The following is a 20,819-nucleotide window of genomic DNA, read 5'->3' as shown; positions in this document are numbered from 1 at the left end:
GTCGGCTGATTACGACGACGGGCGCGGACGATAGCCGGTGAGGTGTTCCCCACCATCCAAAGCGATCATCTGCCCCGTTATCGCTTTTTGAGAAAGCAGGAAGCGGATCGTTTCGCATACTTCAGACAAAGACGCAGGCCTTTGCAGGGGCAGCTGTGAACAGCGGTCACGAAAATGCTCTTCTGTCCGGCCCGCTTCTGGCAAAATTGGACCGGGCCCGATTGCATTGACCCGGATCCTTGGTGCAAATTCTTCTGCCAAGATCTGTGTCAGGTTCCAAAGCCCCGATTTAGATAGCGTGTAAGTGAGGTGACGCGGCGAAGGACTAAGCACCCTGGAATCAATCACATTCACAATGGTGCCGCCCGCCTGTTCCGGCAAACGATCCGCAAAATGCTGGCACAATAACAAGGGCGATTTGACGTGCACCCCCATGTGTTGCTCAAAGGTCTCCGACGTGGCTGATGGCAAATCGTCCCATTCAAATACAGACGCATTGTTGACCAGGACGCCGATCGGTCCGCAGAGGTTTTCTGCCCTTTCAATCAACTTCGATGCTTCGTCGGGAATGGAAAGATCAGCCTGTACAATTTCGGCACGCCCCCCAGCAGCTTCGATGTCATTTTTGAGACGGCCGGCCGCAACCTTTGAGCCATTGTAGTGGATGACAACGCGCCAGCCGGCCCCTGCCAGGTCCGCAGCGATCGCCCGCCCTAAACGCTTCGCAGCCCCGGTAACCAAAACAGCGCTGTTTTGCGGTGCCGGCTGTTCATACGCATCAGTAAAGAAAATATCGTCGACGTTAAGCGCGGGCTTGGTAATTGGGGCCACTTTATTCATTGATACTGTCCGTTGCGATTGGAGAAAATTGGATCGGGACCTTTTAATCAATTACGCAGTACTGCCGCATATGGATCAGTAACTACCCGTTGCATCTGCTATTTTCTGGTTTGAGACTGGGCCCGCTTTCTTTCTGCAAGGTGGCTGATGGTTTAAAATATCGGTATTTCACTTTGTGAGTGCCAGCGCCGAAGCGCCACCGATCAGCGCTCACAACGGCTGAGAGCACCTGCGGACAGTTGGCTTCCGTTGATGTGATTTTGCAAAGTCCGCTTTCTGCGCATTGCTGCCGCTCGCACTTCGCGCAGCAAAGTGAATGCTGGGCTCTTACCGACCTCGAATGCGGCGCAGGATCCTGTGATATGATGACGTGGTCAACGTCGGGTTGTCGTTGTGGGAGGGCATGGCGGGTCGGAGGATCAGTCATGGAAACACCGAACTTACCTGCCATTCGCGCTTTGCGCCCTGCTTGGAACAAAGGACGTATCGTTGGTCAGAAGCGACCGCTGAAGCCAAAGCACGTCTGGGCGATCCGAGTTCGACTTGAACTGGCCGAGAATCATCGTGACCTGGCGCTCTTCAACCTCGCCATCGACAGCAAACTGCGTGGCTGCGATCTGGTCAAAATGAAGGTCGTCGATGTCATGGCATCTGGCCAGATCAAGGAACGAGCGTCGGTTCTGCAGAGTAAAACACAGAAACCGGTCCGCTTCGAAATCTCGGAAGGCACCCGAGCCTCACTCGAAAGGTGGATGCAAGACCCGCTGATGGTCGGATCCGAATACCTCTGGCCCGGCCGGTTTCACGAGCGGCTGCATATTTCGACCCGTCAATATGCGCGGATTGTCCGTGATTGGGTGACGTCGATCGGCCTGGAGGCGAGCGCATACGGCACGCACTCGATGCGGCGCACGAAAGTGACGCAAATCTACAAAAAGACGGGCAACCTGCGGGCAGTGCAACTGCTGTTGGGCCACACGAAGATGGACAGCACCGTCAGATACCTTGGCGTCGAGCTTGAAGATGCTCTTGCGATAGCAGAGGCCATTGAAATCTAATAACTTGGGCCGTCTTCAGGGACGGCCCTTAGCGGACTCTCAAAACCGTGTTTGGATGCTGCGGTCGCAGCCCGCATTCCCGACATTCGTCGCAAGTGCGAAACCAACGGGCCGCCGAACTTTAACAATGCGGGACACAGTCGCCATTTGCTCCTGCAGCAAACTCGGGTGCATATGTTTCTGCTAAGTACCCGACTTATCACGGGCAACTGCAGTTACAAAAGCGCGCTTGTCGTTGAGCCTGCCACACTTCTCAGCCACCGAAAAAACTTTACGGAGCGCCCCTTCGCTTGCTGCTCGCTAGAAATCTCAAGCCAATAACCATTCGGGCCAACCACCGTCGTCGGCGAAATCTGGACCAAGCTGCCCGCGTCCAACTCATATTCAATCATGTTGCGATCTACCATGGCGATGCCGACCGAATTCTTGGCCGCTTGAATGGCAAGCTCAAGGGATGCAAATTCCATTGATGCCCCGGTGGGCAGGTCGGGGTGGTCCGGTTCTAGTGCCAGCCAGTCCTGCCAGAGAGGAAAGCGTTTTCCCTTGTCGAATACATGCAGCAGACAGCTTGTGCGGAAGGCCTCACGGTCCTCGAAGAGCTGGCGTGAGCAGACTGCAATATGCTGCTCCACGAGCAATTGAACGTGTTCTGATCCTACAGTTGGGTTTGTACCGAAATTAACGACGCAATCCATCCGAATGTTGGGCCATGGCTCGGTGTGGATAGCCAATTCAACGCCCGGAAACCGTTGAGGATAGGACGCCAAACGCAAGGTCAACCAACGGGCCGCCAAAGTTGGTGGAGCCAACAGGTTAATTTTTTGCCTCTGAAAAGAACCGGTCGCATTGTCTACGGCGTCTTCCAAGAGACCAAAGGTCTCGAAGACCCGTTGATGAAAGACCTGACCTTCCGCCGTCAGCGTAATGCTGTTGCCGACGCGATCGAAAAGCTTGAATTCCAGCGTATCTTCTAGCGCTTTTATCTGCCTGCTGACTGCGCTCTGGGTGACACCAAGCTGCCGGGCTGCGGCGGTCACACTCAAGCAATTGCCGGTAACCGAAAACGCTCTGAGCGAGGTGAGGCTGGGTGAATTCTTCAAGAGCATATTCCGTGGATCGCAGAAGGAGAGCGCCACCGATCTTAGTCGAGCTTTGAATAAAGATCATTACAAAAAAGAATGACCATTCCCATTAGTAATTTGCCTGAATCCTTAGTTTTCACCACAGATACGCCATGGCAACTCGACACAAGGGAGGTGTGGTGTCCGTGGATCACTTCAGAACAGAGCATGATATTCTTGGTTCGGTATCTGTCCCTGCGAATGCCTCTTATGGCGCTCAAACTCAGCGGTCTCTGGGGCTTTTTCCCATATTTGGTGCGCAAAAGGTGTCTGCCTATCCGCAGTTGATCAAGGCAATGCTGCATGTCAAACGCGCGTCTGCCAAGACCAACGTCTCCATTGGTGCCATACCGCAAGACGCGGAAGTTGCTATTAGCGTGGCTATTGATCGTTTGTTGGATCAGTCACTGGATGCACATTTCCCCATACATTCATTTCATGGGGGTGGTGGGATCGGCATCAACATGAATGTCAACGAAGTGCTGGCCAATCTCGCCAACCTCCAACTGGGCACGTCTTATGGCAGCAACGCACCGCTGCATCCAAATGATCACATTAACCTCAATCACTCCACCAGCGATTGCCTGTCCACCGCTTGCCATATCGCGGCCCGTGCCGCTTGGACGGAGCTGGAAACTCAACTGCAGGGGTTGGCTAGTGACCTCAATGAAAGCGCAAAACAGATGGGGGAGCATCCCAAACTGGCGCGCACCTGCCTGCAAGATGCTGTGGATATTCGAGCCGGGGACTATTTCGGTGGGGTTGCCCACAATCTGCGCAAGCTGACGGAGCGCGCCGACGCAGACGCAAATGATTTGGCGGCCGTGAACCTAGGCGGAAACATCATCGGTCGTTCGGATGATTGCGATCCGAAATTCTTTGACCAAATCCTCGATCAGTTGAACGCAGTCCTGAAGCAAGCCGGGTTGGCCCATGATCTGCGCAGGGCAGATAATCTGTTTGCCGCTTCGCAAGCGCATGATCCGCTGCAAAACCTGGTCTCGTCGCTGGATCAGATCGCCCGGACACTTCTCCGATTTGGCGGCGATTTGCGGCTGATGGCATCGGGTCCCAATGCAGGACTTGGCGAAATTCTCCTGCCGCAAAAGCAGCCAGGGTCATCGGCCATCCCTGGCAAGATCAACCCGACGATCCCTGAATTCACCATGCAATGCGCCATGATGGCCTGCGGTCGCGCGGCGACGGTGCGCATGACCCAGGATCACGGGGAACTAGATTACAACCCCTGGCAAATGCTGGTCTTGATCGCCCTGCTCGACATGATTGACCTGCTCGTAAGCGGGGTGACTTCGCTGCGTCGCAATTGCGTGCAGGGGTTGGAACTGAACATCCCGCGCAACACCGAAAACGCACAAGGGCTGGGGCCCAGCCTCATGCAATTCAAACGTAGATTTGGCTACAGCCGTGCTTCGGCTATGGCGAAACAGGCCGCGGGGGATGTGTCCATCGTCCGCGCGGCTCTTGCCGGAACAGAGGACTAACAATGACACTAGATGCAGATCTGAGCTGGGCCAAAACCTGGCTAAACGAAGAAAAGAAGCAATATATCAACGGCCAGTGGGTTGCCGGTGCAGGTCAAGCCTGGGATGTGAAGAACCCCGCCACAGGCGAAACCCTGAGCACGATTGCGCTGGCCGACGCGAGCCAGGCGGATGCTGCCGCCGCCGCAGCCCATCGCTGCCATCAAAGCGATGTGTGGAGCCGCAAGACCACGCGAAAGGAACGCGCCGATGTGCTCAATGCCATTGCCCGCCTGATCCGCGAAAACGAGCAGAAACTGGCCATTCTGGAAAGCCTGCCAAATGGTAAGCTGTTGTCCGAAGCCATGGCCGATGACATCCCGACCTGTGCCGACATTTTTGAATATTATGCTGGTTGGACCGATAAGCTCTATGGAGAAGTCTCTCCGGTCGAAGACGGTTTTCTGAACTTCACCAATAAGGAACCAGTGGGCGTCTGCGCCCTTATTGCGCCGTGGAACTTCCCGCTCTATCAGGCCAGCCTGAAGATTGCTCCAGCGCTGGCCATGGGCAACACGGTTGTCATGAAGCCGTCTGAGTATACGCCGCTGGCAACGCAGTACCTGTTCGAACTGATCGACCGTGAACTGGACCTGCCTGCCGGGCTGCTGAACCTGCTGGTTTGCGATGGCGCTGCAGCAAACCATCTGACCGTCAGCCGCAACGTTCACAAGGTGTCCTTCACCGGCAGCACCAATGTGGGCCGTCAGATCGTGCAAAACTCTGGTCAGTCGAACCTCAAGGCGGTGACGCTGGAATTGGGCGGCAAGTCCCCCTGTATCATCTTCGATGACACGCCAGATCTGGATGCTGCAATTGACCGCGCCTTTACCGTCATGTTCTCGCACAAGGGCGAGAAGTGTTCCGAGCCAACCCGCTTCCTTATCCAGAAGGGCAGCTATGACTATGTCATGAGCCGCCTGATCGAAAAGGCCGAGGCAGTTCGTTGCGGCGATCCGCTGTCCCCGGATGCACAGCAGGGGCCGCAATGCAACGAGGCGCAGTTCAAGCGGATCATGGATTACATCGAGATCGGCAAGGGAGAAGCCGAACTGGTGGCCGGCGGTTACGCGGATCAGCAGGCTGACAATGCCAACGGCCTGTTCATCCGTCCGACGATCTTTGCGAATGTGCCGGGTTCCGCCCGCATTGCCCAAGAGGAAATTTTTGGTCCGGTTCTGTCCTGTACGCCGTTTAATACCGTGGAGGATGCCCTGACCCTGGCCAATGACACCACCTATGGTCTGGCGGCCGGGGTCTACACCGGCAACATCAACGTCGCGCACCGAATGGCTGATCGTCTCGATGCGGGCATGATCTTTGTGAACCGTTATGGCTGCTACGGCCTATCCAGCCCATTTGGCGGTTTCAAAGAAAGTGGTTGGGGCAAGGAAATGGCGATCCACTCTTTGTCTTCTTACACCAAAACCAAAGGGGTCTGGATCGCCTACGGGTGATCCTGCACCGGGCAAGGAAACCTTCCGTCCCTTCATTAGGAAAGACTGTAAAATGAAATACACACGCCTTGGCAATTCGGGTCTACGCGTCTCGCGGTTGTGCCTTGGAACAATGAACATGGGGTCCAAGGATTGGAAGCCGTGGATTTTTAACGAAGCCGAAAGCGAGCCGCTGATAGGCCATGCACTGGACAAAGGGATCAACTTCATTGATCTGGCTGATTTTTATTCGGCGGGCGAAGGTGAAGCCGTGGTGGGCAATATCCTGCGCCGCCTGGCACGACGGGATGAGCTGATCCTGACAACCAAACTTGGCTACCAGATTGGTCAGGGCGTGAACTCTTTTGGGACGTCGCGCAAGCATATCTTCGACGCTCTTAATGGCTCGCTTCAACGTTTGAAGATGGATTATGTCGATATCTATATGCTGCATTACTTCGACACCGAAACCCCGGTCGAAGAGACCATGGAAGCCCTGAACGATGTCGTGCGCAGCGGCAAGGCGCGTTACATCGGCGTGTCGACCATGTACACATGGCAATTCGCCAAGATCCTGAATGTCTGCGAAAAAAATGGCTGGACTAAGCCGATCAATATGCAGCTTCAGTTGAATTGCGCCTACCGTGAAGAAGAGCGCGAAATGATCCCTTATTGCATGGATCAGGGGATTGGTGTGTCGTCATTCAGCCCGCTGGCGCGTGGCAGCCTGGCCAACGTTCCGGACTCGACCCGCAATAAGACTGACTTCTTTACCGCACAGATGTACAACGATCAAGCATCCTTTGACATCGCCCGTTCCGTGCAGCGTGTGGCCGAAACCAAAGGCATCACGCCCGCGCAAGTGGCGCAAGCATGGGTTTTGGGTAAGCCCGAAATCTCATCGATGCTGGTGGGGGCAGACAGCGTTGAACAACTGGATACGGCCGTTGCTGCGCTTGATACAGAATTGGATGCTGAGGATCTGCACGAGATCGATCGCAACTACACGCCCTGCGATCTGATCAACGATTACACTGCGGAAAATCGCACTCCACGCAGCCCGCGCGCAGCCATCGGCAAGTATACGGAGCAGGCGACAAACGCAGCTTGATCCAATGCCCGCGAGCCTAAGGCTTGCGGGCATTTTTTCGCATGTCACCAAGTTTCTGAAAGGAATGCACAAAATGAACACGCATTACAGGGAGCATCGGAAGATTGACCCAAGCCAGGGCGCACGCCTTGGCGACGGGACGGAAAATGACGGCAACCGGGTCGAGATCGGGCCGACTGCGCTCGCCCACGCCGAATGGCGCGAGGCGGGCCTGGAACTGCCCGACCTGGCCGAGATGCGCAAAGACCGGCATCAACGCCTGACCGATGCCATCGTGGCGCGCGGCTATGGGGGCCTTCTGATGTTCGATCCTTTGAACATCCGCTACGCAACCGACACCACGAACATGCAATTGTGGAACACCCACAACCCGTTCCGGGCCTGCCTGCTCTGTGCCGACGGGCATATGGTTCTTTGGGACTACAAGAACGCACCTTTCCTAGCCGAGTATAATCCGCTTGTCCGCGAGAGCCGGTCCGGAGCGGACATGTTCTATTTTGCGCGCGGCGACAGGATCGGCCCGGCGGCCGACGCCTTCGCGGCCGAGGTGGCGGACCTGCTGTCCATCCATGCTCCGGGACATACCCAAATCGGCATCGACAAGATCCAACCCGCTGGCCTGGATGCGATCCGCCGCGCGGGGTTGGAGTATCGCGACGGAGAAGAAGTCACCGAACGCACGCGGGGTATCAAGACCGAACACGAGATACGCGCCATGCGCTGCGCCATCCATTCCTGCGAGCGCGCCATGACCGCTATGGAGGACTTCGCGCGCACCGAAATTCCAAAGGGCGGTGTGACCGAGGACGACGTATGGGCCGTGCTCCATGCTGAGAACATAAAGCGCGGTGGCGAGTGGATCGAAACACGGCTGCTCACCTCGGGCCCACGCACGAACCCTTGGTTCCAGGAATGCGGGCCCAGGGTCATCTCCGAGAACGAGATCCTTGCCTTCGACACCGATCTGATTGGGCCCTATGGCATCTGCGCGGACCTTAGCCGTACTTGGTGGATTGGCGACGACCTTGCGCCGGCCCACATGCGCGAGAGCTACGCAGAGGCGGTCGAACACATTCGCTTCAACACGGCGTTGCTGCGACCCGGACTGCATATGGAAGAGCTGACCCGCTCCCTACACGTGTTGCAGGACAAGTATCAGGAGCTCAAATATTCCTCGCCGATGCACGGGGTGGGCCTGTGCGATGAATGGCCCCTGATCGCCTATCCCGACCGTCTGGTGGACGGCGCCTTCAACGCCATCCTCGAACCTGGCCTAACTCTGTGCGTCGAAGCGCTGGTCGGCGAGGTCGGCGGCGACCACATGGTCAAGCTGGAGGACCAGGGCGTTGTAACCGACGGCGGGTTCGAGACGATCTCGACTTACCCCCTCGACGAGCGCTTGTTGGGCTGAACACCCAAGCCTGAAATCTCAATACGCGAAACCAATCGGCAGACCGGTCCCACGGTTTGCCGACCGGTAGACTTAAACACTAATGGGAGGAAATAATGAAACCACCTTTAAACAAACTGGATATTCCAGTTTCAGAGAGCGGCTTTTACGCCGGATTTTCTAAAAATGTGGCCGTTGGAGCCAAGCTCCTCGTAACCGCGTTGATCGTGTGGGCCGTAGCATTTCCCGAGAGCGCTTCATCGGCGCTGGGATCGCTCAACACGCTCATACTCGGAGTGTTTAACTACTGGTATATTTATGCCGTAGCCTTTTTTCTGATCCTCTGCCTGGTTCTGGCGGTTTTGCCTGTCTCCGGCCGTTTGCGATTGGGACAAGACGATGAAAAGCCGGAGTTCTCGAATTTCTCATGGTTTTCCATGATGTTCAGCGCGGGTATCGGGATCGGGATGCTGACATTCGCGACCGCTGAACCGATTTACCATTTCCAGAACAACCCCAACGTGATCATGGGCGAAGTCGCCGGTACGTCTGCAGAGGCCGTGCGCTCGGCTTATATCTGGTCTTTCGCGCATTGGGGGCTGTCGGCCTGGGGCGCATATGCAATAGCCGGGCTGGCGTTCGCCTACTTTTCCTACCGCCGCAATCTGCCGCTGACGGTGCGCACCGCGCTGATCCCGCTGTTTGGCAAGTCGCTGTCGGGGCCGCTGGGGCATTTGGTCGACATCGTGTCGGTGGTCGCCATCGTTTTGGGCATTGCCCAGACGCTTGGGTTTGGTGTGGAACAGTTCGTGGCCGGCCTGGCACGCATTGGCGTCGGTGACTGGTTGCTGGTGGCCGACGGAAACGGCGGCCAGAAAGCATCCTTCGCTGCGATCCTGTTCGCCCTTCTGGTCATTGTCGGCGCATCTACGTTGTCGGCCCTGTCCGGCGTCGGACGCGGGATCAAATGGCTGTCGAACCTGAATATGGGGCTGAGCTTCTTTCTGCTGGCGTTCTTCCTGATCTTCGGATCCACTATGTTCGCCCTCGAAGTGTTCTTCGTCGGCATCTGGGATTACCTGCAGGCGCTGCCCGGCATCAGCTTTACCGTTTGGTCCGACGACGGCACCGAACAGGGTGCGGCCCTGGCTGGCTGGCAAGGCGGCTGGACCGTGTTCTACTGGGCCTGGTGGATTGCCGTGACGCCGTTTGTCGGCCTGTTTCTGGCACGGATTTCGCGCGGCAGAACCGTGCGGGAATTCATTCTGGGCGCGATGATCATTCCGTCGATCATGTGCTTTATCTGGTTCGCCTTTATCGGCGGCACAGCCATTGATCTGGAACTGAGCGGCGCCGCCGGAAACGCGATCCTGGGCGTTGGGATTTCCGATCAGCTCTATGCCACGCTTTCGGTCCTGCTCAGCGACGGGCTGACATGGGTGTTCTCGGTCATCGTCGTCGTGTTGCTGCTAACCTATCTGGTGACATCCGCGGACTCGGCCGTGTTGATCATCAACACCATCAACGCCGCCGGTGATGATGGCCCCAAGGCGCGCCCCCATATCATCTTTTGGGGTATTGCGCTGGCCTTGGTCGTTGGCGCCCTGCTCGTTGTCGGCGGCCTGAAAGCCATTCAAACCGCGATGGTCATTGCCGCGCTTCCGTTCAGCTTTGCGATGGTGCTGATGGGCTTTGCTCTGATCAAGGCAATCATCAATGATAGCCGTCGAAACGCGGCCGGTGTCTCATCGACAGTGGACGATGAGGACCCGCTGCCGGCCGAGTAACAGCGTCCGATCCTCGCGGAGCGCCCGCATAAATTATTGTGGGCGCTCTTTCTGCAATCGAAATGCGGGAGGGCTTGATTCCTACGATTTCCAAGTTGCAAATGTCCATTTATTGCAGTTTCAAACGCTACCCCCGCAGGCGCAGCGAATGACTGCTCCCCGCCGATTCTGTTGAAAAACAACGTATTGCTGCCGCAGAAATCGGTGCTTTGGTCTGCGCGCGAGTGCCTTTCTGGTCAGGCTTTTCGCGCTTTCTGCGGTGCAGGAAAGATTTTGGCCAGTTTTCTGAGGTTTTGGGCGGTGGCGGCGAGGAGGAATTCGTCGTTTGCGCCGCATGGACCTCGTAATCGCAGCCGCCCCAGCCCGAGTATGCGTTTGAGGTGCGCGAAGAGCATTTCCACTTTCTTTCTGAGCTTCATCGAGATGTCGTATTGTGGGGTCTTGGCGATATCGCGGGCAACCTGGCGGGCGTCCTCGTGTTCCTCGCGCGTAATCTTGCGCGCGTCTGCATTCGGACAGCATTTCGCTTTAGATGGGCATGCTTGGCAGGTCAGCTTCAATGCGCGATATCGTGCGGTGCCCTTTCCGGTCGGGCCACGGGTCGGGTCCGAATAATTTCGTCGGAACTGCTTCAGAGCGTGGCCCTCCGGGCAGATGTATTGATTGTTTTCAGCATCCCACTCGAAGTCGGCGCGGGTCCAGGTGCCATCGTTGCGCCCTGACTTGTCGAACACAGGAATATGCGGGGCTATCTTGCGGTCGACCAACCAGCCCAGCATCGGTGCGGTGCCGTAGGCTGTGTCCGCGATCAGACGTTCAGGATGCAGGTCAAACTTGGCTTTCACTCGCTTCAGCATCGTTTTTGTTGATCCGACCTCAGCCTGCCGGATTGAGCGGGTGGCCTCGACATCCACAATCACACCGTGATCCGTGTCGATCAGGTAGTTGTCGGAATAGCTAAAGAAAGCGGGTCCTTTACGGGCGGCTGTCCACTGACTTGCTGGATCAGAATGGGATGTGAACTTCGGTTGTACCTTGCTCGCGGCACCGAAGGCAGCTTGATCCAGTGTGTCGAGATATTCCCGCACAGCACGGGGCGCATCAGTCGGATCGACGTTTGATGCGTTCCAATCTTCCTTAGGCGTTGAGTTCTGCTTGTTGGCATCCGCCTCTATCAGACTGGCATCAATGGCCAGGCGCTGACCACTTACGAGACCTTCCGTGATGCAGCGGGCGACAGTTGTCTCGAACAGATGGCGCAACAGCTCGCTCTCACGGAACCGACCATGCCGGTTCTTGGAGAACGTCGAATGGTTGGGGACCGGAGTGGACAGGTCAAGGCGGCAAAACCAGCGATACGCAAGGTTCAAATGTACTTCTTCACAGAGCCGCCGTTCAGACCGAATGCCAAAACAATAGCCCACCAAAAGCATGCGGATCAGTAGCTCCGGATCGACCGAAGGACGACCCGTGTGACTATAAAAGTCTGCAAGATAAAGGCGGATATCGCTAAGATCGACAAACCGATCTATCGAGCGCAGCAGGTGGTCTTGCGGGACATGGTCTTCCAGCGAGAACTCGTAGAACAATGCCGCCTGCGCTTCCTGCTTCGGTCCCATCATCGCAAAATCCCCCAATCCCTAAAGGAATTGAATCAGCGAATTGGGAGCCGATCAAGGAAGAGTTTTTCAACGGAATAAGCCCAAAACTGCGTCTGCGCGCTTGCAATCAGTCAGCAGGGAGGCAGGCTGGCTTGGGTTGGAAGCGGCCTTCTCTGTAGGGTGTGCCACAAAGAAAGTATGACCGTTCCCCGGCGGCCAGGTGAGTGAACGAGCGCTCGCCGATCGCAGTCCTATTCCAATATATCCTCCCCATCGCGCGCGGCGGCACGTCTTTCGGCAAGCCGTTTGGCGTATTTGTATTCTTTGGAACCGCGTTCGAAGCGGCTTTCGTAAAAGTCGAGAACCATTGACTGCTCCTTGGCGGTAAACTGGGTGCCCGCACAAAGCCCTTCGATCGTTCTGCGGCGTTGCTCGTCCGTCATTTTGGCATAGTAGGTTTCTTTGATTTGCGGCCTCGCATGCCCAAGGTTGAGGGAGAAGGCCCTTTCTTCTTTACGTGAGCTCGTCAGTTCGTTGCCTAGGTAGACCAATGTGTCGCGTGCAGAGTGCGGTGTGCAACAGCGAGCAATCAGGGCCGTGGCGGCCTTGAAGGCATTGCCTACCGCGGCGGAGGATTGCATTGGAGACACCGGGGCGGCACCGGGTGCGTGGTAGGTCAGATCATTCAAGCTGGGGAAGACTGCGTCATCCTCGGTAAAGCCAAGGGCCCCAAGTTCGGTCAGCCATTCACCAAGAACCTGCTGGAAGGCTTCCGTGCGAGGGAAGAAGAAACTGCGAAAGCTCTTGCCGTTCTTGGCCCGCATTTCGGTGGCGTCCTGGAGCATTTCCTTCTTCTGCATGTCGATGTGCTTCAGGCGAAGCGTGGTAAGGGCCGCTGCGCGCAATCCGCAGATATAGGCACAAGCGATGATGGCCCGGTCTCGACGTTCTGCGATCGTGCTGCCGGGCATCTTCGCCAACATCCCTTCTGCTTCTTCGATCGTGAGATAGTCCCGGTCTTCACGCGGCAGTGTTTTTGCGCGCACCGCTTTAGGCAGCTCGAGGTTGAGCAAGATGTTCTGACTGAGGCGCTTATAGCCATCCTGTATGCGAAGCCACTCGAAGAACTGACGCACCTGAGACGCGTGATGGCGGATGGTGGAGTTGCTCAATCCACCATCCACTTTAGGGGTTTGACCCAGCTTGACCAAGTGGTCGCGGAAGGCGGCCGCGTCCGTCGGGGTGACCTTGTCGAAAGCTTTGCCGCCAAGATGAACCTCTAACATACGGATGCTGCGCAGGTGGGCCCGGACGGTCACGGGTTCGAAGCGCCCGGCATAGGCTTGCCACTTATGCACGATCCGGTCATTCGCCAGATAACAAACCGCGCCGCGAGATGTGGGAAGATTCCCGGTACCAGTTTGGGACTCACCATTATTTTCGGCAATGGTCGTCCTCTTAAATCTAATTTCGCCTTAAGAGACACTGATCAAGTGGAGCATTCAACCTGAAACAAACCCATCTCAGAATTTTCTCGCCTTAGAGCTTCTCTGATTATGCCAAGAGTGAAACGAACGCATTCTCTTTGCTTCATGCGTGAGCTAACCTAAACGCAGTCCCGGCGCAGTCCCGGGCAACCAACCAGAGAGGTGCAACGGCGGCCAAATCACCAACTCATTGTTTTTCTTAGAGTAAAATGGTGCCCGGGGGCGGAATCGAACCACCGACACGAGGATTTTCAATCCACTGCTCTACCCCTGAGCTACCCGGGCCTGGGTGAACGTCTCCGTTCGGGTGGGGGCGTTCTATGCGAGGGGGTGGGGGGTGTCTAGAGGCAAATCGAAAAAAATCCGCCAATTGCCTCATTTTTTTTCCACCCCCTGAACGGCCCTCTAAGCAGCGCCGAAACCGGCCTGCAAAACGGTGGCGGATCGGTCGCAGTATTGGGCAATTTTCTCGCGCAGGGCGGCAAAAGATGACAGGGGGCCTCAGATTTTGCAGTCTCTCGTTTAACGAGTCAGGAGCTGCGCCATGAACGGGACCTTTGCCATCCTTTTTGCCATTGTTGGCCTCACCGATATGAAGATGAACTTCTGCGATACTGGATGTCTGGCGCGTACGCCGGAGCAGGAGCGGTTCACGATTGCGGTCGGCAAAACGGAATTCCAGCGCGAATTCGATGGGGAAGAGGTCTATGTGCGCTACGACATGGACCACAAGATGGGGCCGTTCCAAAATGCCATCGGGCTGTCGGTGACCGATACCGGCGATGCCTGGCTGGGCTTTGGTCAGCTTTGGACCAAAGATTTCGCCCGTGGCCGGGCCTATGTGCAGCTGCATGCGATGCCGGGGATCTATGTGCAGGGTGATGGGCCGGATCTGGGCTTTCCGATTGAATTCCGGTCCGGCGTTGAGGTGGGGTATAACTTTCGCAATGGCGTGCGGATCGGCTTGAGCTACGACCACCGTTCCAACGCGGACATCAAGGCTGTGAACCCCGGTCTGGAAACCGTTCAGCTGCGCGTCAGCATTCCGCTGGATTAAGCGGCGGGGCCGGTGGCGCGCCTGCGCAAACAGTATCACAGCCGCCCCGTGGGGCAGGATCGCTGGATCTGGGATGTGCATCATCTGCTGCGGCAGGCTGCGTCTTTACCCGTTTTGGATGTTGCCGTGGCTGACATCGCGGAGTTGCGGGAAAACTGGTGGTTTCCCAATCCCGATGACCGGCCCACACCTGAGGCGCTGGTGGCGCATATGCGGTTGGTGCAGGCTGCTGATCTGCGCTACCCGATCCTGCTGTGCGCGGAGGGGCGGTTGATGGATGGGATGCACCGGGTATGCAATGCTTTGCTGACAGGGCAGCCGACCCTTCCGGCCCGCCGGTTTGAGGTGACCCCGAAACCTGATTTCATCAATGTGGATATTTCAAAGTTGCCTTATCCGGATGAAGAGGTCTGAGCCGAGGGCTCACCTATCGCCCCCGCGGTTCTTTGGCAGGGTTTCCGTATTGGGAAGCTCTGGCAACCAGGCCTCACGCCGGGTGGTCCAAAGCTCATAACTGGGCGGCCAGCGCGAGGGCTGGTCCAGGGCGCCCAGATGTACCTCCACCTCATCATCGGTGCGGGCGAAGACGGAACTGCCGCAGGTGGGGCAGAAGTGCCTATCCCGAAAGCAGTGGGTCGTGCCGGTGATGGTGACGACCTCGGGGGCAAACACCGCTGCCGCATAGAAAACCGCGCCGTGGTGTTTGCGGCAGTCCATGCAATGGCAGAGACCCACGCGTTTTGGTGCGCCTGTGAGGAACAGGCGAACCGCCTCGCAAAGGCACCCGCCGGTGACTTTGGCCGTGACCTCGGCCTGCGGGTCCTGCTTGCGCGCCGGCGTATGCGTCATCGCTGGGTCTTTCCGATAACCGCGCGCTTATTGATAGCTGTAGCCGTCATGGGTGCCTTCGGTGAGGTATCGATCGCGCATGTCAGCCAGATCGGGTGAGGTCCAGAAGGCCGTGACCGTTGCGGTTGGCGCGGTGGCAAAGGCGGGGTAATTGCTGTCCTGATCCAGCAGACGCTTGAGGCTCTGTTGATGGTACTGATCAGTGAACTCCGCCGATGTCTGCAGCTGGCTGGCCCAGACATGGGTGGCAGGGGTGGAGAGCCAGCGCAGCTCCTCCAGCGCGGTGAGGCGTAGCTGCGGGTCAAACCGCGCCAGATCATTGCGCACAACGGATAGCAGCTGACTGATCAGGGCCCATTTGCGCGGGTCGGGGGGGATGCCGTTGCCCTCACCGGAGTATCGGTAAGGGAAGGATCCGGAGAGGAAGGCCAGCAAGTAAACGTCCTTTTCACTCTGCGCCGGATCTTGGAAGAGGGTAGGGGCCAATGCCTGATTGACGTCATCCCAGGTGCTTTCAGGCATATCCGACCCGTTGCGGATTGAGCGGATCCAGTCCGGGTCCAGATCTGAACTGTCCTTCAGGGTGCGCAGGAATTGTTCAAGCCATAGCGCGTCATTGTTGTGGGCCATCAGTGACAGGCTTGCCGCCGCCCGCAGCGTGGCGGATTCGGTGGTGGTGACCTTGCTCTTCAAGGACTTAAGCGTGGTTTCATCTTTCAGATCCACGTAGCTTTCGAACTGCTGGAACTCCTTGCCGACCTCATACTAGTTGTTGTCTTTGGCGGCCGCCAGCGCGGCCTCCCACACCAGATTGAGCCCAACAAGGGTTTCGCGCTCTTCCAATTCGGCAACCTCTTTGAGCAGGGTGTCGCGCCGTTCTTCGGCTTTGCTCAGCTGGTCCCGCATGGTTGCCGCATTTGCCAGCCTGATCCTGTCCAGATCCTCAACACTGGAGAGCTGATTGATCACCAATGTCTGGACCCGTTCGGCTGTGCGCATCAGCGTGTCCTCAACAGTGGCGCGGGCTTCGGCCTGGGCTTGGGCAACGGTGGCGCGCGCCTCGGCTATGGCGATTTTGGCATTGGCGGTTTCGATCCGCGCGGCTTCCTGGGCAAGGCGCGCCTCTTCCAACTGCGCCTCAGCGGCGGCGGTCATGACGGCCAGTGCTTTTTGGTGTTTGTCACGTTCTTGCGCGATCTGCTGGCGCACCTCTTTCAGTTCTTCATTGGCGCTGATGTTCAGTTGGATGATGTAGCTGGCGCCGTAAAACAGCGCGGCAATCACGGCCAGGGCAAAGGCAAAAGCGGGAAAGCGCTGAACAAAGTAGAGCGCAACATCCCAGGGGCCTGCGCCCACGGTGTTTTTTGTGTCATCTGTCGGGGCTGTGGCGACAGCGGGGTCGGGTGTTTGTGTCATGAGGGGTGACCTGAAAATGGAGTGGGTAAAATCAATGCCCCCAGCCTACCACAGGTCCGCCATTGCACCTAATCGGGGGCTGTACTGACCCTAACCGCGCAACGAAAAAGCCCCGACCAATGGCCGGGGCTTTCGCAAGATCTTGAGGTCCGGAACCTTAGTTCGGGATCTCGGCGGTGATGCCTTCAACGTAGAAGCTCATGCCGGCCAGACCGTCATCACCGTAGTCGGATGCGGTTTGACCTGCTTCCAGCCAGACCGAACCGTCCTGCTTGTTCAGCGGGCCGGTGAAGGCGTGGTATTCGCCCGATGCCAGCTTGGCTTTCAGTTCCATCGCTTCGGCGGCAACCTCGGCAGGCACTTTGTCGGTGATTTCACCGATGCCAACCATGCCTGCGCCGATGCCATCCCAGGTCGACTTGCTTTCCCAGGAACCGTCCATCACAGCCTGAGTACGGGCGATGTAGTAAGGGGCCCAATCGTCGATGATCGAGGAAACACGCGGGCCGTCTTTATACTCGGCCATGTCCGATGCCTGACCAAAACCGATCACGCCACCGGCTTCCTGAGCGGCGGCCAGCGGTGCGGTGGAGTCGGTGTGCTGCAGGATCACGTCTGCGCCCTGTTCGATCAGCGCCTTGGCAGCGTCGGCTTCTTTCGCCGGATCAAACCAGGTGTAGGCCCAGATGATTTTGAACTCGACGTCCGGGTTCACCTTCTTGGCGTGGATATAGGCCGAGTTGATGCCGCGGATAACTTCCGGGATCGGGAAGGAGGCGATGTAGCCGATCACGTTCGACTCGGTCATTTTGCCGGCGATGTGACCCTGAATGGCGCGACCTTCGTAGAAACGGGCCGAGTAGACCGACACGTTGTCAGCTTGCTTGTAGCCGGTAGCGTGCTCGAACTTCACGTTCGGGAATTTCTTCGCCACGTTGATGGTCTGGTCCATGTAGCCAAACGAGGTGGTGAAGATCAGCTCCGCGCCTTCCAGCGCCATCTGGGTCATCACACGCTCAGCGTCGGGGCCTTCGGGAACCGATTCAACAAATACGGTTTCAACCTTGTCGCCGAAGTGCTCTTCAACAGCCAGACGGCCTTTGTTGTGCTCATAGGTCCAACCACCATCACCGACGGGGCCGACGTAGACAAAACCCACTTTGGTGGTGTCTGCGGCGAAACCGGCCGAGGCAAGGCCCATGGCCAGGGCTGCGCTTGCAAGCAGGGTTCTTCTTTTCATCTTCGCTCTCCTTGTTGAAGTCTCAGTTTGATTTGTGTTTGCCGCCTTTTGCAACGGCGCGCTTCTGGTTGCGAGTCTTTTGCTCGCTGGTTTCTATTTTTTCCAGAGTTTCTTCAATATCTTCGATGTCTCGACTGATAATTGCTGAAGTTATAACCCCTGCCGGTACCGCAAAGATCCCAACCCCCAAGAGCAACAGCCCGGACGTGAAAATGCGGCCCCCCAGCGTAATGGGCACCACATCACCGTAGCCCACGGTGGTCAGTGTCACAACCGACCACCAAAGCGCCGCCGGAACTGAAGAAAACACCTCAGGCTGGGCCTCATGTTCAAAGAGGTAAATCCCGACGGAGCCAACATAGAGCAGCAGCGCCGCGACACAGAAGAACAGCGTCAATTCCTGACGGACCGATCGCAGCGCCAGAACCAGCCGGTCCATCGCGCGGGAATGACCCAGAAGCTTCAGCATCCGCGCCAGCAGCAACAGGCGCAACAGACGCAGCACGCTGGCCCCGCTCATCTCAAGGATGATGAAGGGCAGCCAGGCCAGTAGATCGATAATGCCCCAAAAGGAAAAGACGTAAGACAGACGGTGACGTGCTGCGAAAAAGCGCAGACCGTATTCGATGAAAAAGACAAAGGCGGCGAAGCGTTCAAAAGCGTAAAGCGCCTGATAGGCCGCTGGGGGCAGTTCGGGCACCGTCGCCAGCGCATAGGCAAAGGCTGAGGCCAGAATAAGCCCGTGTAGAAACAGGATCGGTGCGGCCCCCCAACGGGCATCTCGCCCGTTGAGGAGACCGCGAATGCGCAGCTGTTGCGCGGTGCCAGACCCGTGGTCAGTTGCCCGCATGGAAAACCTTACCAAGGGATGCAGGGGCGCCGCTGCGGTCGGCCGACATGATCACCAGCACGATGATGGTGATGACATAGGGTGACATCGCCAGGAACTCGACCGGAATGGCCACACCCGCCGCCTGCAAGTTCAGCTGCAGAACGTTGATGCCACCAAACAGGCAGGCGCCCAGCAGAACACGCCAGGGCTTCCAGCTGGCAAAGACCACCAGCGCCAGCGCAATCCAGCCGATCCCCGCGGTCATGCCCTCGGTCCACTGCGGCACGCGGATCAGGCTGATGTAAGCCCCGCCCATGCCGGCACAGGCACCGCCAAACAGGATCGCGATAACGCGGATCCGCACCACCTTGTAGCCCAGGGCATGGGCGGCATCATGGCTTTCACCGACCGCGCGCAGGATCAGACCGGCGCGGCTGTATTTCAGCATCGCCCAGACACCCAGCGTCAGGAAGAAGGCCAGGTAGACAATAAAGTCCTGGGTAAACAGCACCGGCCCGATGAAGGGGATGTCCGATAGCAGCGGAATATCAAACCGCGGGAAGCTGGGCGGCTTGATGCCCTGATAGCCCTGACCGATCAGCGCCGACAGGCCCAGACCAAAGAGGGTCAGCGCCAGACCCGAGGCCACCTGATTGGCCAGTGCATATTGCGTCAGCAGCGCAAACAGGAGGCTCAGCGCAGCGCCACCAATGGCCGCTGCAACAAGCCCCAAAACAGGGGAGCCGGTGTTGACGGAAATCGCAAAGCCACAGATCGCGCCGGTGATCATCATGCCTTCCACACCAAGGTTCAGCACCCCGGCTTTTTCCACCACCAGTTCGCCAATGGCCGCCAACAGCAGCGGCGTTGCCGCCACAATCAGTGAGGCCAGCAGAAGAACGGGGTTAATCGAAGAAAAATCCATCACGCCACCTCACGCTTTGCTAGACGGATGCGGAAGTTGGTCAGAACGTCCACGGTCAAAAGGAAGAACAACAGCATGCCCTGGAACAGCTGGATCGCAGCCGCAGGCAGGCCCAGTTTGGACTGTGCAATCTCACCGCCGATATAGGTCAGCGCCATCAGCGCACCGGCCAGCAGGATACCAACCGGATGCAACCGGCCCAGGAAGGCGACGATAATGGCGGTAAAGCCATAGCCGACGTTGAAATCAATGCTGACCTGACCCGCCGGGCCCGAGACCTCAAACAGCCCCGCAACACCTGCCAGCGCCCCCGAGGTGCCAAGGCAGATCAGGATCAACCGGCTGGGGTTCACACCGGCAAACTTCGCCGCACGGGGCGCTTCACCAGTCAGTCGGATGTGGAAGCCCAGCATGTGACGGTTCAGCAGCACATAGGCAAAGATCACCGCGATCAGGGCCGCCACCACACCCCAATGCATGCCGGTGCCGGTGATCAGCTCGGCATTATGGGCCGAAGCGTAATCGCGCAGGTTCCGCGAACCGGGGAAGCCCATGCCCTCGGGGTTGCGCAACAAACCCAGCGACATCGACGCCAAGAGCTGCTCAGCCACATAGACCAGCATCAAGGAGACGAGGATCTCATTGGTGCCAAAACGCACCTTCAAAAACGCCGGGATCATCGCCCAGATCCAGCCGCCAAAGGCGCCTGCGATGACCATCAGCGGGAAGATGTAGAAAGCTTCCATCGGGTAGAAGGCCAAGCCAACACCGGCGCCGACGATGGCGCCCATGATATATTGCCCTTCAGCGCCGATGTTCCAGATGCCAGCGCGGAAGCCCAGCGACAGGCCGATCGCGATCAGCACCAGCGGCGCCCCTTTCACCAAAAGCTGCGGCCGGTAGTAAAAGGCAAATTCGGAAAACAGCGGTTCCCAGAAGATGGTTTTGATTGCCACCAGCGGGTCTTTGCCCAGCCAGGCAAACAATGCGCCGCCAACCACCATGGTCAGCACAACCGCCAGCAGCGGCGTCAGATAGGTCCAGGCCTGCGACGGCTGGGGACGTTTCTCCAGCTTGATCACGCCATGCCCTCCTTTTCAATGTTCTTCAAATACTCGATGGGGGGCA

At 57.5% G+C, this 20,819-nt stretch carries 19 protein-coding genes and 1 tRNA gene; 8 read left to right on the top strand and 12 right to left on the bottom strand.

Going from position 1 to position 20,819, the window contains the following annotated elements:
• Window positions 1–9: 9 nt before the first annotated feature.
• The gene (locus tag ACORLH_RS15235) at window positions 10–840 is read right to left on the bottom strand and encodes an SDR family oxidoreductase (protein WP_321829193.1); all 831 of its coding nucleotides are present in this window, start codon (window positions 838–840) and stop codon (window positions 10–12) included.
• A gap of 425 nt (window positions 841–1,265) precedes the next feature.
• Between ACORLH_RS15235 and ACORLH_RS15230 the strand changes: the two genes are divergently transcribed.
• A complete protein-coding gene (locus tag ACORLH_RS15230; protein ID WP_274860863.1) occupies window positions 1,266–1,898 on the top strand; it encodes a tyrosine-type recombinase/integrase in 633 nt (210 codons plus the stop codon).
• A gap of 215 nt (window positions 1,899–2,113) precedes the next feature.
• Here the strand turns inward: ACORLH_RS15230 and ACORLH_RS15225 are convergent, their stop codons facing one another.
• Complete coding sequence (locus ACORLH_RS15225) at window positions 2,114–2,998, bottom strand: LysR family transcriptional regulator (RefSeq protein WP_321829192.1); 885 nt, start codon at window positions 2,996–2,998, stop codon at window positions 2,114–2,116.
• Between the two features lie 161 nt (window positions 2,999–3,159).
• On the opposite strand from ACORLH_RS15225, the gene ACORLH_RS15220 reads away from it, so the two are divergent.
• The 5 genes from ACORLH_RS15220 to ACORLH_RS15200 all read left to right on the top strand — a co-directional run bounded on the left by ACORLH_RS15220 (window position 3,160) and on the right by ACORLH_RS15200 (window position 10,284).
• Window positions 3,160–4,521 carry a lyase family protein gene (locus tag ACORLH_RS15220; RefSeq protein WP_321829191.1) on the top strand — a complete coding sequence of 454 codons (1,362 nt, stop codon included), beginning with the start codon at window positions 3,160–3,162 and terminating at the stop codon, window positions 4,519–4,521.
• Window positions 4,522–4,523: 2 nt separating this feature from the next.
• The gene (locus ACORLH_RS15215) at window positions 4,524–6,017 is read left to right on the top strand and encodes an aldehyde dehydrogenase family protein (RefSeq protein ID WP_321829190.1); all 1,494 of its coding nucleotides are present in this window, start codon (window positions 4,524–4,526) and stop codon (window positions 6,015–6,017) included.
• 52 nt (window positions 6,018–6,069) lie between these two features.
• Window positions 6,070–7,107 (top strand): aldo/keto reductase, encoded by a 1,038-nt coding sequence (locus ACORLH_RS15210; RefSeq protein ID WP_321829189.1) that lies wholly within the window; start codon window positions 6,070–6,072, stop codon window positions 7,105–7,107.
• 73 nt (window positions 7,108–7,180) lie between these two features.
• Window positions 7,181–8,518, top strand: coding sequence for a dimethylsulfonioproprionate lyase DddP (gene dddP / locus ACORLH_RS15205; protein WP_321829188.1), 1,338 nt, complete (start codon window positions 7,181–7,183; stop codon window positions 8,516–8,518).
• A gap of 95 nt (window positions 8,519–8,613) precedes the next feature.
• On the top strand, window positions 8,614–10,284 hold the full coding sequence (locus ACORLH_RS15200) for a BCCT family transporter (protein WP_321829187.1): 1,671 nt from the start codon (window positions 8,614–8,616) through the stop codon (window positions 10,282–10,284).
• A gap of 236 nt (window positions 10,285–10,520) precedes the next feature.
• On the opposite strand, the gene ACORLH_RS15195 is transcribed toward ACORLH_RS15200, so the two are convergent.
• From ACORLH_RS15195 to ACORLH_RS15185, 3 genes are all read right to left on the bottom strand, one after another.
• Window positions 10,521–11,906: an IS1182 family transposase gene (locus tag ACORLH_RS15195; RefSeq protein ID WP_321829186.1), complete on the bottom strand. Its 1,386-nt coding sequence runs from the start codon at window positions 11,904–11,906 to the stop codon at window positions 10,521–10,523.
• 230 nt (window positions 11,907–12,136) lie between these two features.
• Window positions 12,137–13,243 (bottom strand): site-specific integrase, encoded by a 1,107-nt coding sequence (locus tag ACORLH_RS15190; protein WP_321829185.1) that lies wholly within the window; start codon window positions 13,241–13,243, stop codon window positions 12,137–12,139.
• A gap of 339 nt (window positions 13,244–13,582) precedes the next feature.
• A tRNA-Phe gene (locus ACORLH_RS15185) sits at window positions 13,583–13,657 on the bottom strand.
• Window positions 13,658–13,916: 259 nt separating this feature from the next.
• Between ACORLH_RS15185 and ACORLH_RS15180 the strand changes: the two genes are divergently transcribed.
• Together ACORLH_RS15180 and ACORLH_RS15175 are read left to right on the top strand one after the other, a co-directional pair.
• Window positions 13,917–14,429 (top strand): acyloxyacyl hydrolase, encoded by a 513-nt coding sequence (locus ACORLH_RS15180; RefSeq protein WP_321829184.1) that lies wholly within the window; start codon window positions 13,917–13,919, stop codon window positions 14,427–14,429.
• 12 nt (window positions 14,430–14,441) lie between these two features.
• Window positions 14,442–14,843, top strand: coding sequence for a hypothetical protein (locus tag ACORLH_RS15175; protein ID WP_321829183.1), 402 nt, complete (start codon window positions 14,442–14,444; stop codon window positions 14,841–14,843).
• A 9-nt stretch (window positions 14,844–14,852) separates the two neighbouring features.
• Here the strand turns inward: ACORLH_RS15175 and ACORLH_RS15170 are convergent, their stop codons facing one another.
• The 7 genes from ACORLH_RS15170 to ACORLH_RS15140 form a co-directional block, all read right to left on the bottom strand.
• A complete protein-coding gene (locus tag ACORLH_RS15170) occupies window positions 14,853–15,278 on the bottom strand; it encodes a GFA family protein (protein WP_321829182.1) in 426 nt (141 codons plus the stop codon).
• Window positions 15,279–15,305: 27 nt separating this feature from the next.
• Window positions 15,306–16,004: a hypothetical protein gene (locus ACORLH_RS15165; RefSeq protein ID WP_321829181.1), complete on the bottom strand. Its 699-nt coding sequence runs from the start codon at window positions 16,002–16,004 to the stop codon at window positions 15,306–15,308.
• 39 nt (window positions 16,005–16,043) lie between these two features.
• Window positions 16,044–16,694: a hypothetical protein gene (locus tag ACORLH_RS15160; protein WP_321829180.1), complete on the bottom strand. Its 651-nt coding sequence runs from the start codon at window positions 16,692–16,694 to the stop codon at window positions 16,044–16,046.
• A 157-nt stretch (window positions 16,695–16,851) separates the two neighbouring features.
• On the bottom strand, window positions 16,852–17,934 hold the full coding sequence (locus tag ACORLH_RS15155; RefSeq protein WP_321829179.1) for a BMP family ABC transporter substrate-binding protein: 1,083 nt from the start codon (window positions 17,932–17,934) through the stop codon (window positions 16,852–16,854).
• 22 nt (window positions 17,935–17,956) lie between these two features.
• Window positions 17,957–18,784 (bottom strand): ion transporter, encoded by an 828-nt coding sequence (locus ACORLH_RS15150; protein ID WP_321829178.1) that lies wholly within the window; start codon window positions 18,782–18,784, stop codon window positions 17,957–17,959.
• Window positions 18,771–19,691 (bottom strand): ABC transporter permease, encoded by a 921-nt coding sequence (locus ACORLH_RS15145; protein ID WP_321829177.1) that lies wholly within the window; start codon window positions 19,689–19,691, stop codon window positions 18,771–18,773. The genes ACORLH_RS15150 and ACORLH_RS15145 overlap by 14 nt, the downstream gene beginning before the upstream one ends.
• The gene (locus ACORLH_RS15140) at window positions 19,691–20,773 is read right to left on the bottom strand and encodes an ABC transporter permease (RefSeq protein WP_058244691.1); all 1,083 of its coding nucleotides are present in this window, start codon (window positions 20,771–20,773) and stop codon (window positions 19,691–19,693) included. Before ACORLH_RS15140 ends, ACORLH_RS15145 begins: the two co-directional genes overlap by 1 nt.
• Window positions 20,774–20,819: the final 46 nt, after the last annotated feature.

The organism is Thalassovita sp. (assembly GCF_963691685.1).
Classification (GTDB): Bacteria; Pseudomonadota; Alphaproteobacteria; order Rhodobacterales; family Rhodobacteraceae; genus Thalassobius.
Note: the sequence above shows the minus strand (reverse complement) of the source record. Positions and strands in the feature narration are given on the sequence as shown.

Coding starts and splice junctions, on each gene's coding strand:
- ACORLH_RS15235 (WP_321829193.1), bottom strand. CDS start 840: ATGAATAAAGTGGCCCCAATTACCAAGCCCGCGCTTAACGTCGACGAT.
- ACORLH_RS15230 (WP_274860863.1), top strand. CDS start 1,266: ATGGAAACACCGAACTTACCTGCCATTCGCGCTTTGCGCCCTGCTTGG.
- ACORLH_RS15215 (WP_321829190.1), top strand. CDS start 4,524: ATGACACTAGATGCAGATCTGAGCTGGGCCAAAACCTGGCTAAACGAA.
- ACORLH_RS15210 (WP_321829189.1), top strand. CDS start 6,070: ATGAAATACACACGCCTTGGCAATTCGGGTCTACGCGTCTCGCGGTTG.
- dddP (WP_321829188.1), top strand. CDS start 7,181: ATGAACACGCATTACAGGGAGCATCGGAAGATTGACCCAAGCCAGGGC.
- ACORLH_RS15200 (WP_321829187.1), top strand. CDS start 8,614: ATGAAACCACCTTTAAACAAACTGGATATTCCAGTTTCAGAGAGCGGC.
- ACORLH_RS15195 (WP_321829186.1), bottom strand. CDS start 11,906: ATGATGGGACCGAAGCAGGAAGCGCAGGCGGCATTGTTCTACGAGTTC.
- ACORLH_RS15180 (WP_321829184.1), top strand. CDS start 13,917: ATGAACGGGACCTTTGCCATCCTTTTTGCCATTGTTGGCCTCACCGAT.
- ACORLH_RS15170 (WP_321829182.1), bottom strand. CDS start 15,278: ATGACGCATACGCCGGCGCGCAAGCAGGACCCGCAGGCCGAGGTCACG.
- ACORLH_RS15160 (WP_321829180.1), bottom strand. CDS start 16,694: ATGACACAAACACCCGACCCCGCTGTCGCCACAGCCCCGACAGATGAC.
- ACORLH_RS15155 (WP_321829179.1), bottom strand. CDS start 17,934: ATGAAAAGAAGAACCCTGCTTGCAAGCGCAGCCCTGGCCATGGGCCTT.
- ACORLH_RS15150 (WP_321829178.1), bottom strand. CDS start 18,784: ATGCGGGCAACTGACCACGGGTCTGGCACCGCGCAACAGCTGCGCATT.
- ACORLH_RS15145 (WP_321829177.1), bottom strand. CDS start 19,691: ATGGATTTTTCTTCGATTAACCCCGTTCTTCTGCTGGCCTCACTGATT.